Here is a 16,789-nt window from a genome sequence, read left to right on the forward strand (position 1 = left end):
CTGTCGCACTGCGGGACGAGGGCAGAACAGGGGGAGACCTGAGAGCGCTCTCATGGCCGATCGCGGAGGAGCCTAGAGTGCGCGGACTTGATATGTCCATACCAATGGCGGGCGGTGGGGCCGCTCGGGGGAAACCTCTAGGGGTTCTCCCAGGCGCCATGCGCTCCGGCCCGTCCCGGCCGGTGCCTCCGTCGGCTCAGCGGCCACCGGGGACGACCAGGCCGGACTCATAGGCCAGGATCACGGCCTGGGTGCGGTTCTGGGCGCCCAGCTTGGTCAGCAGATTGCTCACATGCGTCTTGACGGTCTCCAGACTGACCGTCAGGTGGCCCGCGATATCCGGGTTGGACAGGCCGGTCGCCATGAGCCGCAGGATCTCGGTCTCACGGACGGTCAGCGGCGCCTGGCCGGCGGGCGGGCCGGCCGGGGGCAGCGGACGGGCCGCCACCAGCCTGCGCACGGCGTCGGGGAAGAGCACCGAGTCACCCGTGGCCACCAGCCGTATCGCGTGGGCGATCGCCTGCGCCGGGGTGCGCTTGAGGAGGAAGCCGTCGGCGCCCGCCCGCAGTGCGTCATAGACGTGGTCATCGCTCTCGAAGGTCGTGATCACCACGACCTTCGGCGGGTCGGCCAGGGCCGACCGCAGCCGCCGGGTCGCCTCGATGCCGTCCATCCCGGGCATCCGCACATCCATCAGCACCACATCCGGGCGGGTGGCCCGGACCAGGGGCAGCACCTCCCCGCCGTCCGCCGCCTCGCCCACCACCTCCAGGTCCGGCTTGGCCGACAGCAGCGCCCGCAGCCCGGTGCGGGTCAGCTCCTCGTCGTCGGCGATGAGCACGGTCACAGGCGCGTCGTTCAGGGGCGCGTCGTTCATGGCGCCGACCGTAGCGGTATCCGGGCCAGCAGCCGCCACCGGCCGTCCGGCGCGGGCCCGGTGGTGACCTCGCCGCGCAGCAGCCGCACCCGCTCGGCGATCCCGGCCAGGCCCTGCCCCCGCCGCCCGGGCCGGGTGAGCCCGAGCGCGCGGGCGCCCGCCATCGGGTTGCTGAGCTCCGCCTCCAGCCAGTCGTCCGTCACCGCCACGCGCAGCGTCACCGGCGCCCGGTGGGCATGGCGCAGGGCGTTCGTCAGCCCTTCCTGGACGATGCGGTAGGCCTCCCGGGACACGGCCGCCGGGACCCGCGCCCAGTCGCCGTCGATGTCGGCGCGCACCTCGGTGCCGGTCAGCCGCACCCGCTCCAGCAGGGCGTGCAGATCGCCCAGGGTGTGCTGCGGGGCCGCCGGGGCCTTGCCCTCCCGCAGCACACCGAGCACATGGTCCAGGTCGTCCATCGCGCTCCTGGAGGACTCCTCGATGCTGCTGAGCGCGCGCCGGGCCGCCTCCGGCTCCCGCTCCATCAACTCCGCCGCCACGGCGGCCTGGATGGTGGCGGCCGTGAGGGTGTGCCCGATGGAGTCGTGCAACTCCTGGGCCAGCCGGTTGCGCCCGGCCAGCAGGCGCGTCCGCTCCTCGAGCGCGGCCAGCCGCTCGGCCGGCCGGGGGCCGAGCAGGGCCGGGGCCGCCGACCGCAGGACGGCCACCGCGCCCGCGCAGACCCACGCCGCCACCGCGAGGCAGCCGACCGCGGCGAACGGGGCCCACCCGCCCCGCCAGCCGCCCGCCACCCGCACCGACAGACCGAGCAGGGCGATCCGCTCGCCACCGCCGAGCCAGACCGCGGGCAGCACCGCCGCCGCCATCACCAGCAGACCCGTCACGGCCACCACCGCCCAGCCCACCGCCATGTGCAGCGCCAGCCACGCCGGGGTGCGCAGCACATCGGGCCGGCCGGCGCCGGGGGACGCGACGGGCGCGGGCAGGCCGGCGCGAAGCAGCCGGTTGGCCAGGCGGACACACCTCGCGCGCACCGCGCGCAGGCGGCCGGCGGCCGCGAGCAGCGCCGCGAACACGGCGCCGAAACACACCCAGCGAAGCCCCGCCGGCCACGACCGCGCCGCCCCCGCCGCCACGGCGAGCGCCACCGCGATCGGCGGCAGGCTCCAGGCCGCGCCGGTCAGCGCGTACGCCCAGCCCCGCACGGTGTCCGCACAGCCGATCGCCTGCCACCAGGGCCATTTCCAGTCGGGCGCTCTCCACACGGGCACAAGTATCGTGGCCACCCCACACGATCCGCCTCCCCCCTGAGAGCCAGAGACGCCTTCCCCCGACCGGGGGAAGCGGAATTCCCTCCCCGCCGGGAAGCGCCCGCACACCCAGCCCGGCGACAGTGGCCCCATGCTCGAACTGATCGATGTCAGCAAGGTCTACCGGGGCGGAAAACGCGCCGTCGACCACATGACGCTCCGTCTGGGCCCCGGCCTGCTGGGTCTGCTGGGCCCCAACGGCGCAGGAAAGTCCTCTCTGATGCGGATGGCCGCCACCATCACCCGCCCCACCGCCGGAAGAGTCCTGTACGACGGGGTGGACGCGGTGGCGCGGCCGGACGTCCTGCGCCGGGCGCTCGGCTATCTGCCGCAGGACTTCGGCGTCTACCCCCACCTGACCGCGCGGGAATTCCTCTCCTACCTCGCCGCGGCGAAGGGCATCGCGGCCCGCGCCGCGCGCGCCCGCATCGACGAACTGCTCGAACTCGTCAACCTCACCGAGGCGGCCGGACGCCCCCTGGGCGGATACTCCGGCGGGATGCTGCGCCGGGTGGGCATCGCGCAGACCCTGCTCGGCGACCCGCGGGTGATCGTCGTCGACGAGCCGACCGCCGGCCTCGACCCGCAGGAGCGGGTGCGCTTCCGCAACCTGCTCAGCGAACTGGCCGCCGACCGGGTGGTGATGCTGTCCACACACATCGTCTCCGACGTCGAATCGGTGGCGTCCGACATCGCGGTGGTCGCCCACGGGCGGCTGCGGCGCCGCGGCACCCCCGAGGAGCTGCTGGGCGAGGTGGCCGGGCAGGTGTGGGAGGCGCTGGTCGGCCCCGAGCAGGCCGCCGCCGCACAGACGCGCTACCCGGTCAGCCGCGCCGTGCGCACGGCCGCCGGGGTACGGCTGCGGCTGCTGGCCCCCGAGGCGCCGTACCGGGACGCGGAACCGGTGGCCCCGGATCTGGAGGACGCCTACCTCGCCGTCATCCATCAGCCGGACGTCCAACCGGACGTCCCCCTCGCCGACCCGCGGTGGGAGGCGCGGCGATGACGGCCGGCCGGCTCGGCAGGCTCGCCCTCGCCGACTTCCGGGAGCGGGCCCGGCGCCCCGCCTACGCGCTGACCCTGGCGGCCGCGGTCGGCCTCGGCTACCTGGCCGTGCCGGACCCCGGCACCCGCTGGGTCATCATGCAGCTCGGCGACTACCGCGGCGTCTACAACAGCGCCTACACCGGCATGGCGACCGCGCTGGCCGGGGCGCTGTGGCTGACGCTCGGCGGCTTCTACGTCGTACGCGGCACCGTCGCCCGGGACGAGGCCACCGGCGTGGGCCGGCTCCTCGCCGCGACACCGCTGCGCGGCTCCGGCTACCTCGCGGCGAAATTCCTCAGCAACGCGATGGTGCTCGGCTCCATGGCGGCGGTGCTCGCGCTCACCGCGCCGGTGATGCAACTGGCCCGCGGCGAGTCCGACACCGTCGAACCCGGCCCGCTGCTGTTGCCCTTCGCACTGATCACCCTCCCCCTGGTGGCGGCGACGGCCGCGGCCGCGCTGCTGTTCGACGCCACGCCCCTGCTGCGCAAGGGGCTCGGAAACGTCATCTGGTTCTTCGTGTGGCTGGCCGTTGCGTTCGGCGGCCAGGGGCCCGGCGCACCGCTCGGCGGCCTCGGGGTGCACGGCGTCGTCGCCTCGATGCACGGCGACATGACGGCCCGTGGCCTCGATCTGTCCGGCCAGGAGTTCAGCCTGGGCCTGACCTACATCGACCGGCCACTGCGGACCTTTGAATGGCAGGGGTTCACCCCGGGCACGGAGTTCGTGGCCGCGCGGCTGACCCTGGTCCTGGCGGGGGCTCTGGTGGCGCTCCTCCCCGCCCTCTGGTTCGGCCGGTTCGACCCCGCCCGCGCCGGCGCGGCACCGCCGCCCCGGCGGGCCCGGCCGGACGGCACACCCCCGCCCGCGCCCGCGGCGGACCCGACGGCGCCGGTGTTCACCGGGCCGCCGCGCACCGCGGTGCGCCCGGGCGGCGCCCTCGGGCGGCTGCTGGCCGGCGAGCTCCGCATCCTCCTTCAGGGCACCCCGCCGTGGTGGTGGGCGGTCGCCGCGGCCATCACGGTCGCCGGTCTGGTGGCGCCGCTCTCGGCGATACCCCGGTTCGTCCTCCCGGCGGCCTGGATCTGGCCCGTCCTCATCTGGTCGCGCCTGGGCACCCAGCGCCACGAGTACGGCGTGGAGTCGCTGCTCGGCGCCTACCCGGCACGGCGCCGCGGAACGCTCGCCGAATGGCTGTCCGGGCTCGCGGTCACGGCGCTGGCCGCACTCGCCCCGCTGGTGCGGTTCGTCGCGGCGGCCGACTGGGCCGGGGCCGGCGCCTGGGCCGGTGGCGCGCTCTTCGTCCCGTCGCTGGCTCTGGCCCTGGGCACGCTCAGCCGCACCCACCGGCTCTTCCAGGCCGTCTATCTGCCGCTGTGGTACGCGACCGCCAACGGACTGCCGCTGCTCGACTTCATGGGCGCGGTCCGGTCCGGCGGCCACCCGGCCGGACCGCCCGCGGCGGCCGTCGCCGCCCTGTCCGCGCTGCTGCTCGGCGCCGTCTTCGCGGCCGGTGCCGCGCGGCGCGGCAAGGGCTGAGCCGCCGTCAGGGCTCGGAGCGCAGCGTGCGCACCACGGACCAGACGACCGACACCAGCGGCACGGCCACGATCGCGCCGATCACCCCGGCGACGAGGCTGCCGGCGATGACCGAGATCGCCACGACCACCGGGTGCAGCTGCACCGCCCAGCTCATCACCAGCGGGTGCAGCACATGGCCCTCGATCTGGCCGACGACGACGATGAGCACCAGCACGATCGCGGCGATGACCGGGCCCCGCCCGGCCAGCGCCACCACGGTCGCCACGGCCAGCGCGATGGGCGCGCCGATCAGCGGGATGAAGGTGGCGATGAACACCAGCACCGTCAGCGGCAGCGCCAGCGGCACCCGCAGCAGGAACAGGGCGATGCCCACCATGGTCGCGTTGGCGGCCGCCACGATGATGATGCCGCGCGTATAGCCCGCGAACGTGGTCCACGCAGCCCGGGCCCCCCGGTCCCACACCGACCGGGCGGACTCGGGCAGCTGGGCGTGGAACCACAGCCACATCCGGTCGCCGCCGTAGATGAAGAACACCGAGCAGAACAGGGCCAGGGCCGCGCCGGTGAGCGCTTCCACGGCCCGGTTGGCGCCGCTGACCGCCCGGCTGATCAGCGCTCCCCGGTGGGCGGAGACGAAGGTGCTGATCCGCTCGTGCAGCCCCTGAAGCGTGCCGTGCCTGATCCGGAACGGCGGCTGCTCCAGCCAGCGGCTGATCCGGCCCACCCCGCCGCGGAACTCGCCCACCAGCTTGCCCGCCTCCGCGGCCGCCACGCTGCCCACCAGCGCCAGCAGACCGAGCACCACGACGATGCTGCCGATCAGCGCCACCGCCACCGCGAGCGGCCGGGGGAGCGCCCGCGCGCACAGATCGGCCAGCGGCCGCAGCAGCGCGGTCACCACCAGCCCCAGGAACACCGCGACCGCGACGAGTTCGAAGCGCCCCAGCACCTTGAACGCCGCGTAGACGAGCGCCCCGACCACCAGCAGCCGCCACGCGTACCCGGCCGCGAGGCGCAGCGCGGGGTGTACGCGTTCGCCCCCGCCCTGCCCGGCCGCCCTCCGGTCCGGCGCGGCGGCGCGCGCCCGGGCCACCGCCCCCGGGGTCGTTCCGCCGGGGCGGCTGCCCCGCACCACGCGCCGCGCGCGTCGGCCGTCCGGTGGGCGAGATGTGCTGCTCACCTGGGCGCCACCGCCTCCTGCGTCCCGGTCCCGCGCGGCCGGCACGGATCTGAATCATGCCGGTATGTGCCGATGTGTACGCCAATTCAATCAGGGACGTGTCGCCCCATGACGGCAATCGGCCGCGGCGTGGCGGAGCGGGCGGGCCGGGCGCGCCGGGTTACGCCTCGGTCCTGCGCAGGATCAGATGGACGAAGCCGAAGGAGTCCCGGTAGTGGCGCAGCCACTCGGTGCGGTGTTCGGCGGCCGTCTCGAGCGCCTGGGCGCTGCTGGGGTCCTCGGGGTGGTCCAGCGCCCAGGCGGCCAGCGACCCCGTCCAGGCCCATTCGTACGCGTCCAGCTCCCCGCGCGTGCTGACGTGCCCGTGGACGGGGGTCCATCCGTCGGCGACGACCCGGTCCACGGTGGTCGCCAGGTCGTCGAACTCGCCCAGCATCTCGACGGCCTCCGGGGACGGCTCGCGCTCCCAGTACCCGTCACCGATCAGGACGCGCCCACCGGGGGCCAGATGGCGGCGTGCCGCCTCGAGCGTGGGGAGCAGCCCGCCGAAGGCGTGGGCGGCACCGACGCTGAGCACGAGGTCGAAGGAGTGCGGGGAGGTGAACCCGTCGGCCTCCTGCTGGTGGAGGACGAGCCGGTCCGCGACCCCGAGGCGCTCGGCCGCCGCGCGGGCGTCGTTCAGGGCGGGTTCCGAGACATCGACGCCCTCGGCCCGCACCTTGGGGTTCGCGGCCAACGCGCGCAGCAGCCACTCCCCGCCGCCGCAGCCGAGGTCGAGCACCCGTTCGTCGCCGCGCGGCAGGCCCACTTCGAGCAGCCGGCGCACCGCGTCGTCGGCGACGGGGGAAGCGATCGGGTGGTCGGCGTGGGCGAGTCTGGAGATCTTTTCACGATTCACCGCGGCAGACTGCCAGCCCTCACGCCCGGCCCGCATCTGGTTTTCCTCACGGGCGCGACGACCCGCCGGGCACCCTCTAGCCCGGGATCATCCGGGTGCTGATCGCGATGCGGTTGTACGCGTTGATGACGACGGCGGCCCAGATGATCGCCGCCACCTGCGGCTCGTCCCACACCTCGCACGCGGCCCGGTGGACATCGTCCGGCACATGCCCGTCCTGGACCGAGGTGACCGCCTCGGTCAGCGCGAGGGCGGCCCGCTCCCGCTCGGTGAAGAACGGCGTCTCGCGCCAGGCGCTCAGCGTGTGGAGCCGCTGGTCGCTCTCGCCGTGGGCGCGGGCGTCCTTGGTGTGCAGGTCAAGGCAGAAGGCGCAGCCGTTGAGCTGCGAGGCCCGGATCCTGATCAGTTCCAGCAGCTCGGGCTCGACCCCCGCCTCGGCTGCCGCCAGCGCCGCCGCCGCGTGCAGTTCGCCCATCGCCGACGAGACCTTGGGCGTCAGCTGCTTCAGATTCATCCGGGGAGTCGGTGCCGTACCGGGAGCCATCGTCATCGGAAATCTCCATTCGTCGTGGGCAGCGGTTCCGCCGCCGTGTCGAGCCAGGACTGCCAGGAGGCCGCGTACCGGGCCGGCCCCGCACGCAGGGGGCTGCCGAGCCACTCGGTGACCGGCCGGATGCCGTGCAGGGCGTTGACGAACCACACCTCACGGCCGTCCAGGTCCGCCGCGGTGGGCCGGCGGTGCTCCACCGCCACCTCCAGCCGCGTGGCCCGCTCCTCGATCAGGGCCGTTGTCACGCCCGCGAGCAACGGCAGCTCGGGGGAGGGACGGCACAGGACGTCCCCCTCCCACCACAGGACGTTCGCCGTCGTCCCCTCCAGCACCAGCCCGTCCGGCGTGGTGAGCATCAGCTCCTGCGCCGCGTGCCGGGTGGCCCGCCCGCGCAGCTCGGCCAGGAGGGACAGGTCGGGCCCCTTGCGGCGGGGAAGGGTCCGCGGGTCGGCCTCCTCGTCCACCCACACGGCCACGCTCCCGGTACGCGGCGGCGCGGGCCGTATCCGCAGAAACAGCCGGGCCGGTTCGGGGCCGGCGAGTTCCACCCGCGGAAACCACGCACCGGAGCGCGGCAGCGCGCCGATCGCCTCCTGCCAGAACCTCTCGATCCGCGCCGGGGAGTCGCCGGTGGCCTCCGCGCAGGCCGCGACGAACCGGTGGCGATGCCGCTCCAGGCCACGCACCCGCCCCTCGTCGACCAGCCATGAATCGGCGGCCAGCAGCGCGGTGTCCGGGACAGGCCGGCACGGCGTCAGGCCGCGGTCCTCGCACCACATCAGCGCCCGGATGTCCGGCTCGCTCCCCACGTCCTGGCCGACTTGCCACACCACGGCCATCTCCATCCTCACGTGCTCCTTCATGATCCGAGCCGGGTTCAGTATCTACCGGCCGAGGGGCTGCCGGGCAGTGCGCCCGGCGGTCCGTGGCGCGGCCCGTAGGGGGCGTGCTCCAGCCACGATCCGCAGCGGGGCACCACGGGGGCCAGCGCCGCCGCGGCGCGCTGTCTGACCCGTCCCCAGCGCCGGGGCCGCAGGTGCGCCAGCGCCGTCCCGGCGGCCGCGCTGTTGAACACCGCCGCGGCGCGCCGCGCCGCGGCGAACTCGCCGACGGCCGCCGTCGCCCGCGACGGATCGCGGCGCGCAGCCGCCACCGCCTCGGCCGCCGCCACGGCGTCCGCCATCCCGCTGTTCATCCCCCGCGCACCGAAGGGCGGGAACAGATGGGCCGCCTCTCCGATCAGCAGCACCCGGCCTTTCGGGTCGGCGAACGACGCGGCCACCTTGCGCAGGAAGTGATACCGCGACACCCACAGGACCTGGTCCCCGTACCGCTCGCCGACCAGCGGCGGCAGCCACCGGCGCACCGCCTCCTCGCTGCCGAAGGACTCCGGCGGGTCGTCGGCGCGGCACTGGATATCCACCTGGAAACCGCCGGTGAACGGCACCCGCAGCACACTGCGGCCGCCGACGCCCGGATGCTCGTAGTGGAAGACCCGCTCGACCGGCAGCCCGTCGTCGCCCGGCTCCGCCACGTCCACCACCACGTGGTATCCCTCGGACCGGTCGCCCTCCAGCGGGATGTACAGCGCCCGGCGCACCGCGGACCGCGCGCCGTCGGCGGCCACCACATGGCCCGACGTCCAGCGCCGCCCGTCGGCCGCGGACACCACCACCTCATCCCCGGCCACCCGGGCGTCGCTCACCTCCGCGTCCCAGCAGAACTCCACGCCCGCCGAGACACACGCCTCGAACAGAAACCGCTCGGTGTCCACCTGGCGGAGGCTGGCGAAGGCGGGCAGTTCCCCGCCGTCGGCGGCCGGGGAGTTGGTCCGCGCGAACACCTCGCGGCCGCGGTAGAGCGTGCGCCGGGTGCGCCAGGTCGTCCCGTACGCCGCGATGCGCGCGCCCAGTCCCGGCCGCCCCCGCTCCAGCAACCGCAGCGACTGCCGGTGCACGAACAGCGCCCGGCTGCCGGGCCGCACCCGCCCTCGTGGCCCGGCCTCCAGTACGGTGACCGGCACTCCGCGGGCGGTGAGGGCCAGCGCGGCCGTCATCCCCACCGGCCCGGCGCCCACCACCAGGACCGGCCGCCGCTCCGGCACGTCAGGCCCCGGTCCGCGCCGGGGAGAGCGTGGGCAGCTCACCGGAGGCGAGCAGCCGGGCGATCTCCAGTCGCTTGATCTTCCAGGTGCCGGTTCTCGGCAGGTCCTGGAACCGGCAGTGCACCGGCGCGGACAGCCGCGGCAGGTCCCCGGTGGCCTGCTGCCACCGGCCGTCCTCCAGCGGCTTGTCCCCGCGTGTGCACACCAGCGGCACGGGCCGCTCGTCCGGCCCGGGCACGATGATCACCTCGCGCAACTCGCCGAGCCGCGACAGCAGCGCGTCCTCGATCTCCAGGTTGCTGCCCAGCTCGGGGATCTGGTCGACCTCCCGGTCGATCAGATACAGCCCGCCCCACCGGTCCCGGTAGCCCATGTCGCCCATCCGCCACCACCCCCGGTCGACTTGCCGGGCGTACTGCTCGGGTGCGCCGAGGTAGGTGAGGATACGGCCCCGGGTGCGCGCCTCGATGGCCCCGGGAGTGCCGGGCGGACACGTGCGCCCGCGCTCGTCCACCACCCGGATCCGGGTGAACCCGGGGATCGCGTTGCCGACCCGCCGCCCGCTCGCGTGTTCCACGCCGCGGCGGGTGTGCCGGCGGAACACCACCGGCCCCGTCTCGCTCTGCCCGTACAGCTGCACCAGACGCGGCGCGCGGCGCCGGGACGCGCCCAGCAGCCGCCGTACGGTGCGCGGATGGATCGCGTCGAAGGTGGAGCCGTAGGCCCGGACGTTGGACAGCGGCGCGCCGGGAGCCGTGGCCAGGTCCTCCCACAGCACAAAGGTGTTGGGATGGGTCTCGACGATGCCGGGGCGGTGCGCCGCGAGCAGCGGGCCGGCCTGCTCCGGGTCCGGGTCGACGAGCAGCAGCAGCGGGCTGCCGAAGTGCAGCAGCACACCCAGCAGATGGTAGAAGCGGGAGTGCACATACGACATATGGAGCGCGGCGGGCTCGCCACGGGTCGGCCTGCCCAGCGCCTTCTGCGGCACCAGCCGGTTCCACATGGTGTACGGGCAGTGCACCGCCAGCTTCGGGATCCCGGTGGTCCCCGAGCTGTGGGTGATCAGGGAGGGTTCCCTGGGGTGGAGGCGTACGGCGGGCCGCCGCGGCGCCCCGCCGAACTTCGCGAGCGCGACGGCGTGTCCCGGGCCGTCCGGTGCCTCGTCCACCGTCAGCACACCGCGCGCCAGCCCGGTGTCCAGCCCGCTCAGGGGACCCTCGAGCGTCGCGCGGTCGGTGATCAGCCACGGCGCGTGCAGCCGGTCGAGCAGCACCCCGGTGACCGCACCGTCCAGCGAGGGCGACAACAGCGCGGGCACCGCGCCGATCCGCGAGACCGCGCAGGCCAGCAGCGCGATGTCGACGTTGTCCGACTTGTGGACCGCCACATGCTCGGTCGGCCGCACGCCGGCCGACCACAGCCGCCCGGCCATGTCATCGACCAGGTCCGCGAGTTCGGCGTAGCCCAGCTCCGTACCGGCCCCGGGGGCGATGTCCAGGGGGCGGTCCAGGGTCACCGGCACATTGCCGTGCCGGGCCGCTGCCTCCCGGAACATCAGCCCGATGTAGAAACCGTGTTCGGGAATCAGCTGTCGCAACATTTCCGGTTCCTTACGCGTTCGATGTACGTCACGAAGGCGGGCCCAGGCGCGGGGCGCCCGCCGTTCACCAGGACCCCTGCCGCACCAGATGGCGGCGGAGCTTGCCCGACGGCGTGCGCGGCAGCGAAGGCACCAGATGCACCGCGCGGGGAGCCTTGAAGGAGGCGAGCCGCTGCCGGGCCAGGGCGATCAGATCCGCGCTGAGCGCCCGCCCGTCGATCCCCGGGCCCTTCCCCGCGGGCAGGGCGGGGACCACGAACGCGTGCAGCCGCGTGGCCCCGCGGTCGTCGGGCACAGCGGCCACCGCGACCTCCCGCACCGACGGGTGATGCCGCAGCACGTTCTCGACCTCCAGCGGCGAGACCGTGATCCCGCCGACCATCTCCAGGTCGTCGACCCGCCCCAGATGGCGGTAGCTGCCGTCCGGCTCACGGCGCACCCGGTCCCGGGTGCCCAGCCAGCCGCCGACCAGCCGGGCCCTGGACTCCTCCGGCAGCCCCAGATAGCCGGGGGTCACCGTCGGGCCGCGCACCCACAGTTCGCCGTCCGCGCCGTCCGGCACGGTGGCGCCGGTGCCGTCGCGCACCTCCAGTTCGAACCGGGGCACCGGACGGCCCACGGTGCCGGGGGAGTTGTCCCAGACCGTGTTGGCGCAGAAGGCGTGCCCGGCCTCGGTCGAGCCGATCTGCTCCAGGACGGGCGCGCCGAGCAGTTCGCCGACCCGTTCCCCCAGCGTCATGGGCAGCCCCTCACCGGCGCTGACGGCCGCGCGCACCGAGGAGAAGCAGGCCGTGTGCCCGGCGCCCCGCTCGTCCACCAGCGCCGCGTAGGCGGACGGCACGGAGTACAGGACGGTCACCCGGTGGCGGGCGACGAGGTCGTCGGTGAGGGCCGGTCCCGGACGGCCCCCGGTCAGCACCGCGGACGACCCGGAGAAGAGGGGGAAGACGAAGGCGTTGCCGAACCCGTAGGCGTAGAACAGCTTGGACACGGAGAACGTCACGTCCTGCGGGCCGATGTCCAGGACGTCCTGGCCGATCAGCTCCCAGTACGCGGCCGGGTCGCCGTGGCAGTGCACCACACCCTTGGGCGGCCCGGTGGTCCCCGAGGTGTACTGGATGTACAGCGGGGCGCGGGCGGTCACCGGCTGCGCGGCGGTGGCCGGGGGAGCGGTGCAGGCCTGCGCCGACAGGTGGTCCGCCCCCAGCCAGCGATCCGCCTCGAAGTGGTCCTCGATGCCGGGCCCGGAGACACAGAGCACCGCCTTGGAGTTCTCGGCCATGAAGCGGTGCTCGTCGGCCGTGAGCGCGGGGTTGACCAGGACCGCGATCGCGCCCAGGCGCGCCGTGGCCAGGAAAGTGCTCACCCAGGGGACCCCGTCGGGCAGGGCGAGCAGGATCCGGTCGCCCGCCGCCACTCCCCGCCGTGCCAGCACGGTGGCGACGCGTGCGGCCAGGTCATGGATCTCGCCGTGGGTCCACACACGGTGGCCCTCCACGAAGGCGGGCCGGGCCGACCAACCCGCCCGCTCGGCGCGCACCGCGAGGTACTCGGCCAGATTGGCGGGCGCGGGTGCGGGCGCCGGCACGGGCCTGGGCGTGGGCGCGGCTGGGGCGGTCACCGGTCCGCCTCCTCGGCGGGGGTGCGGCCGCCGGGCGCGGCGGCGGCCAGGAGCGCCGGGCCGGGCTCCGCGGGGGGCAGGGCGCCCGCGGCGTGGTAGGCGCGCATCGTCGCGGCCGTCTTCACCAGCATCTCCTGGTACTCCTCCGCCGGGTCGGACGCCAGGACGACGGCTCCGCCCGCGCCGATGTGCATCCGGCCGTCGGTGAACACGGCGGTGCGGATGACGATGTTGAGGTCTGCCGCGCCGTTGCAGCTGAGGAAGCCGAGCGCCCCGGAGTAGACACCGCGCGCCTCGGTCTCCAGGTGGTCGATGATCTCCAGGGTCCGCGTCTTGGGCGCGCCGGTCATGGAGCCGCCGGGGAAGCAGGCCCGCACACAGTCGACGGCGTCCCGGCCCTCGTGGAGCCGGCCGCGCACGGTGGACACCAACTGGTGCACGGTGGCGTAGCTCTCGGTGTGCATCAGATCGGGGACGCGCACGGTCCCCGGCTTGCAGACGCGCCCCAGGTCGTTGCGGAGCAGATCGACGATCATCAGGTTCTCGGCGCGGGTCTTCGGGCTGGTGGCCAGGGTGGCCCGGGCCCGGGCGTCCTCGTCGGCGTTCCGGCCCCGCGGCGCCGTTCCCTTGATCGGCCTGGCCTCGGCCGTCCTGTCGGGCTTGATGCGCAGAAAGCGCTCGGGGGAGGCGCACGCCACATCCGCCTCGCCGAACCGCAGAAAGGCCGCGTAGGGTGCCGGGTTGACGCGGCGCAGGGCGCGGTAGAAGGCGTACGAGTCGTCCGGAGCGGGCAGCCAGGCCGAGTCGGTGAGACAGATCTCGTAGCTCGTCCCGGCCCGCAGCTCCCGCAGACAGGCCTCGATGTCGGCCAGGTAGCGCTCCCGGTCCCGCACCAGCCAGGGCTCGACGGCGGCGGTGTCGCCCGCGGACGGCGTCGGGGGCGGGGCGAGCTCGCCGCCCACCGGTATGCCGGTGAGCGTGGTGATGGTGTCGTCCAGCCACTCGGCGGCCTCGCGCCGGCCCTCGGCGGTGTCCTCGGTCAGACACAGGGCGTAGGTGACGCCCTCCTGGTGGTCGACCGCGAGGAACCGGTCGGCGAACAGCCAGCAGGCGTCGGGGGTCTTCGCCCGGTGCCGGTTGGGGGAGCCGCAGTCGGCCTTGAGCTCGTAGCCGAAGTACCCGATGTAGCCGCCGGCGAAGTCGAACGGGAGGGTGGGGGCGTCGACGTGGCGGCGCGCCAGCTCCTTCTTGAGGTAGTCGAAGACGCTGCCGGGCACCCGGGTCGCGGGCTCCCCGGCCCGCTCGACCTCGCACTCGCCCCGGTCCACGTCGTAGCGGACGAACTCGGACAGCGGGCCCCGTCCGTCGCCCAGGAAGGAGAAGCGGGCCTCGCCGGACCGCGTCCGCGCGCTGTCCAGCCAGAATGCGCGCGGCGCGTCCGCGTACAGGCGGGTGAAGGCGGCCTCCGCGTCGATGGGGACGGCCAGCCACCGGGAGTGCAGCCGGTAGCCGACGCCGTCCTCGGCGGCCACCGGCTGCCCGGTGGTCTCGGATGCGGCAGCGGTGGTGGCCGTGGCGGCCGTGCCTGAGAACGCCGGGTGTTTCACCGGGCCGGCTGCGGGGCGGGCGCGCGGGGGCGAGGACGAATCGTCCGCGGTCATCGCCGCGTATTCGCGGGTCAGATCGCGGAAGTTGGCCAGGATGCGGTGGCCGTATCCGGTGAGGACGGACTCCGGATGGAACTGCACACCCCACAGCGGCCGGGTGCGGTGCCGCAGCGCCATCAGCACACCGTCCTCGGACCAGGCGATGGCCTGGAGGGGCAGCGGCAGCGGCTCCGCCACGCACAGCGAGTGGTAGCGCACCGCCGTGAAGTCCTGGGGGAGTCCGCGGAACAGCCCGCGCTCACCGTGCCGGATCCGGGAGAGATGTCCATGGCGGGGCTCGGGGGCCGGCAGCACCCGGGCCTGGGCGCCGAGCGCGATGCCCTGGTGGCCCAGACACACCCCCAGGACCGGGATCGGGGACCGGTCGATCACCTGGGCGGTGGCCCCGAAGTCGCGCGGGTCGGCCGGATGGCCGGGGCCGGGCGACACCACGATGTTGTCGAACGTGGACAGGGCTGAACGGTCGACCAGGTCCAGGAGCTCCGGCGCGTCGTGGAGGACCACCGTCGGCTCCTCGCCGTTCACCTCCGTGAGCAGCTGGAAGAGGTTGTAGGTGTAAGAGTCGTGATGGTCGATCAGGAGCGTCTTCAGCGCGTCCATCTGTATTGCCTCCTCGCTTTACGACCGGCCGGGCCATCGCCTCGGCCAGGGCCCCCGTGGTCCGCGCGCTTTACCGGCGCGAACGTGGGCCGTTCGCCGCCACCCGCTTGTGACGCCCCCGAATCGACTGAAGCGGCGGATAGAGCCACTTCTTCAGGAGCATTTGCAGGCGCGGCATAACAAGCCAGGTCACCATCGCGGTCACGCCAAGACAGAGTGCAAGGGTCCGCAGCAGGAAATTGGTGTCGGCCAGAAATGGGATCACCAACACATTGAACATGAGGACGGGAGGGAAAACCGCACTCAAATTCACGAGCCAGAGCTTCCATTTGGGGGGCGGCGGCAGTGGCCGCACCGGCCCTTCGAACCAGTTCTTCAGACCGGCCATGCGCTGCACCCCGGTCTCCTGCACGAAGGACCCCGCCCGGGCCGCCCAGCGGGCGCGTTCCATCGAGTACTCCCAGGCCTGGGCGGATTCTTCTCTGTCGAATCGGTAGATGACATGCCACTCCGCGCGGCCCTGCCCGGAGCCCAGCACGCCGCCGCCCAGATAACCGGGAAGGCGGGCCGTGACATTCAGCATCGCAATGGCCCAGGCGTAGAACTCGCTCTCCTGGCCGGGGTCCACTCGGTATGCGGCAGTCACCGTGACCGGTTCACTGTCCACTCCAGCCGCAACTCCTTTCCGGGCAGCGTACGGCCCGACTGCGGGCCGTCGCCAAAAGGCCGTGCCGACGGCCTCTTCCGCCGCATCGGCCCGCCGGAACAACGCTTTCTCGGTGGGTCCTTGCTGCGGACGACTCGAAGTGTCGCACACCGGACATGCTTTGCGAGCGAAATGCTCACCAACGGATATAAATAAGCGAAGGAAAGGCCGTGACCTGGGCGTTACCCGGGGTTCTGGCGATAGCCGCCCGCGAAAAAAGGTTTTCTCGGGACCGAGGGGCGGCGCGCGGTGTATATTTCCGGGGCGGGTGAGTTTCCGTGCGGCGGCCCCCCGGCCACGCTTCTGTCAGGAGCGTTCGGCCATGCCGTTCAGATGCGGCAGATGATGGTCGAGGCGGTCCGCTTTGGCCTGGAGATAGGCGAGGTTCTCCTCGCGCGGCGGGATCAGCAGCGGCACCTGCTCCGCGATCTTGATGCCATGCCGTACCAGCGCCTCCCGCTTACGCGGGTTGTTCGACAGCAGCCGCACGGACCGCACGCCGAGGTCGTGCAGCATGTCCGCCGCCACCCGGTAGTCGCGGGCGTCGACCGGGAGTCCCAGCGCGAGGTTCGCCTCCACCGTGTCCAGCCCCTCCGCCTGGAGTTGCATCGCGCGGAGCTTGGCCAGCAGCCCGATGCCACGCCCCTCGTGACCCTGGAGGTAGATCAGAACGCCGCGTCCCTCGCTCACGATGGCGCGCAGCGCCGCGGAGAGCTGATCGCCGCACTCGCAATGCCGTGAGCCGAAGGCGTCTCCGGTCAGACACTCCGAATGCACGCGGGTGAGCGCTCTGTCTCCCTGGATATCGCCGTAAACCAGCGCCACTTGTTCGTCTCCGCGAATGCAGTCCAGGTAGCCGACCGCGCGGAAAGCGCCGTACTCGGTGGACAGTTGGACCTGTGCCACTCGTTCGACGCCTGACGGTCGAGTGTTCTCGCCGAACGGGCCATCGCTTTCTGTCATGTTCTGATCCTAACTGGAAAACGGGAAAATACTCGCGGTGTGCGCGAAAATGACAAAGGAAACCAACTCGCTGTCCGGTTCATCACGTTCGGTCGATGAAAGTGCGCCGGACCGCGTAGCCTGG

General features: G+C 73.5%; 14 protein-coding genes. 2 read left to right on the top strand and 12 right to left on the bottom strand.

Annotation, left to right across the window (positions count from 1 at the left end; genetic code table 11):
- Nucleotides 1–196 precede the first annotated feature (196 nt).
- Both ACZ4WQ_RS33160 and ACZ4WQ_RS33165 read right to left on the bottom strand, forming a co-directional pair.
- Nucleotides 197–877 carry a response regulator transcription factor gene (locus tag ACZ4WQ_RS33160; protein ID WP_468022665.1) on the bottom strand — a complete coding sequence of 227 codons (681 nt, stop codon included), beginning with the start codon at nt 875–877 and terminating at the stop codon, nt 197–199.
- Nucleotides 874–2,142, bottom strand: a complete 1,269-nt coding sequence (locus ACZ4WQ_RS33165; RefSeq protein ID WP_468022666.1) for a sensor histidine kinase — start codon at nt 2,140–2,142, stop codon at nt 874–876. The genes ACZ4WQ_RS33160 and ACZ4WQ_RS33165 overlap by 4 nt, the downstream gene beginning before the upstream one ends.
- Nucleotides 2,143–2,278: 136 nt before the next feature.
- Between ACZ4WQ_RS33165 and ACZ4WQ_RS33170 the strand changes: the two genes are divergently transcribed.
- Both ACZ4WQ_RS33170 and ACZ4WQ_RS33175 read left to right on the top strand, forming a co-directional pair.
- Entirely contained in the window at nt 2,279–3,193 is a 915-nt protein-coding gene (locus tag ACZ4WQ_RS33170; protein ID WP_468022667.1) for an ATP-binding cassette domain-containing protein, read from the top strand.
- On the top strand, nt 3,190–4,773 hold the full coding sequence (locus tag ACZ4WQ_RS33175; RefSeq protein WP_468022668.1) for a hypothetical protein: 1,584 nt from the start codon (nt 3,190–3,192) through the stop codon (nt 4,771–4,773). The genes ACZ4WQ_RS33170 and ACZ4WQ_RS33175 overlap by 4 nt, the downstream gene beginning before the upstream one ends.
- 7 nt (nt 4,774–4,780) lie before the next feature.
- On the opposite strand, the gene ACZ4WQ_RS33180 is transcribed toward ACZ4WQ_RS33175, so the two are convergent.
- The 10 genes from ACZ4WQ_RS33180 to ribA form a co-directional block, all read right to left on the bottom strand.
- Nucleotides 4,781–5,956: an AI-2E family transporter gene (locus ACZ4WQ_RS33180; RefSeq protein ID WP_385345968.1), complete on the bottom strand. Its 1,176-nt coding sequence runs from the start codon at nt 5,954–5,956 to the stop codon at nt 4,781–4,783.
- Nucleotides 5,957–6,116: 160 nt separating this feature from the next.
- Nucleotides 6,117–6,854 carry an SAM-dependent methyltransferase gene (locus ACZ4WQ_RS33185; protein ID WP_468022669.1) on the bottom strand — a complete coding sequence of 246 codons (738 nt, stop codon included), beginning with the start codon at nt 6,852–6,854 and terminating at the stop codon, nt 6,117–6,119.
- Nucleotides 6,855–6,930: 76 nt separating this feature from the next.
- Complete coding sequence (locus ACZ4WQ_RS33190) at nt 6,931–7,368, bottom strand: carboxymuconolactone decarboxylase family protein (protein ID WP_311728676.1); 438 nt, start codon at nt 7,366–7,368, stop codon at nt 6,931–6,933.
- Nucleotides 7,369–7,400: 32 nt separating this feature from the next.
- The gene (locus ACZ4WQ_RS33195; protein ID WP_385345971.1) at nt 7,401–8,267 is read right to left on the bottom strand and encodes an aminotransferase class IV; all 867 of its coding nucleotides are present in this window, start codon (nt 8,265–8,267) and stop codon (nt 7,401–7,403) included.
- Between the two features lie 14 nt (nt 8,268–8,281).
- Nucleotides 8,282–9,508, bottom strand: a complete 1,227-nt coding sequence (locus tag ACZ4WQ_RS33200) for an FAD-dependent monooxygenase (protein WP_311728674.1) — start codon at nt 9,506–9,508, stop codon at nt 8,282–8,284.
- Between the two features lies 1 nt (nt 9,509).
- Nucleotides 9,510–11,108 carry a class I adenylate-forming enzyme family protein gene (locus tag ACZ4WQ_RS33205; RefSeq protein WP_468022670.1) on the bottom strand — a complete coding sequence of 533 codons (1,599 nt, stop codon included), beginning with the start codon at nt 11,106–11,108 and terminating at the stop codon, nt 9,510–9,512.
- Nucleotides 11,109–11,172: 64 nt separating this feature from the next.
- On the bottom strand, nt 11,173–12,729 hold the full coding sequence (locus tag ACZ4WQ_RS33210; RefSeq protein ID WP_468022671.1) for an AMP-binding protein: 1,557 nt from the start codon (nt 12,727–12,729) through the stop codon (nt 11,173–11,175).
- Nucleotides 12,726–14,996 carry an aminodeoxychorismate synthase component I gene (gene pabB / locus ACZ4WQ_RS33215; protein WP_468022672.1) on the bottom strand — a complete coding sequence of 757 codons (2,271 nt, stop codon included), beginning with the start codon at nt 14,994–14,996 and terminating at the stop codon, nt 12,726–12,728. The genes ACZ4WQ_RS33210 and pabB overlap by 4 nt, the downstream gene beginning before the upstream one ends.
- A gap of 70 nt (nt 14,997–15,066) precedes the next feature.
- The gene (locus tag ACZ4WQ_RS33220) at nt 15,067–15,663 is read right to left on the bottom strand and encodes an antibiotic biosynthesis monooxygenase (protein WP_311728670.1); all 597 of its coding nucleotides are present in this window, start codon (nt 15,661–15,663) and stop codon (nt 15,067–15,069) included.
- Nucleotides 15,664–16,008: 345 nt separating this feature from the next.
- Complete coding sequence (gene ribA / locus ACZ4WQ_RS33225; protein WP_468022673.1) at nt 16,009–16,665, bottom strand: GTP cyclohydrolase II; 657 nt, start codon at nt 16,663–16,665, stop codon at nt 16,009–16,011.
- Nucleotides 16,666–16,789 lie beyond the last annotated feature (124 nt).

The sequence above is a fragment of the Streptomyces sp. NPDC028305 genome (assembly GCF_055569495.1).

What these genes read in the sequence shown, in the direction of transcription:
- ACZ4WQ_RS33205 (WP_468022670.1), bottom strand. Translation starts at nt 11,108, where the DNA reads ATGTTGCGACAGCTGATTCCCGAACACGGTTTCTACATCGGGCTGATG.
- ACZ4WQ_RS33170 (WP_468022667.1), top strand. Translation starts at nt 2,279, where the DNA reads ATGCTCGAACTGATCGATGTCAGCAAGGTCTACCGGGGCGGAAAACGC.
- ACZ4WQ_RS33160 (WP_468022665.1), bottom strand. Translation starts at nt 877, where the DNA reads ATGAACGACGCGCCCCTGAACGACGCGCCTGTGACCGTGCTCATCGCC.
- pabB (WP_468022672.1), bottom strand. Translation starts at nt 14,996, where the DNA reads ATGGACGCGCTGAAGACGCTCCTGATCGACCATCACGACTCTTACACC.
- ACZ4WQ_RS33195 (WP_385345971.1), bottom strand. Translation starts at nt 8,267, where the DNA reads ATGAAGGAGCACGTGAGGATGGAGATGGCCGTGGTGTGGCAAGTCGGC.
- ribA (WP_468022673.1), bottom strand. Translation starts at nt 16,665, where the DNA reads ATGACAGAAAGCGATGGCCCGTTCGGCGAGAACACTCGACCGTCAGGC.
- ACZ4WQ_RS33190 (WP_311728676.1), bottom strand. Translation starts at nt 7,368, where the DNA reads ATGAATCTGAAGCAGCTGACGCCCAAGGTCTCGTCGGCGATGGGCGAA.
- ACZ4WQ_RS33175 (WP_468022668.1), top strand. Translation starts at nt 3,190, where the DNA reads ATGACGGCCGGCCGGCTCGGCAGGCTCGCCCTCGCCGACTTCCGGGAG.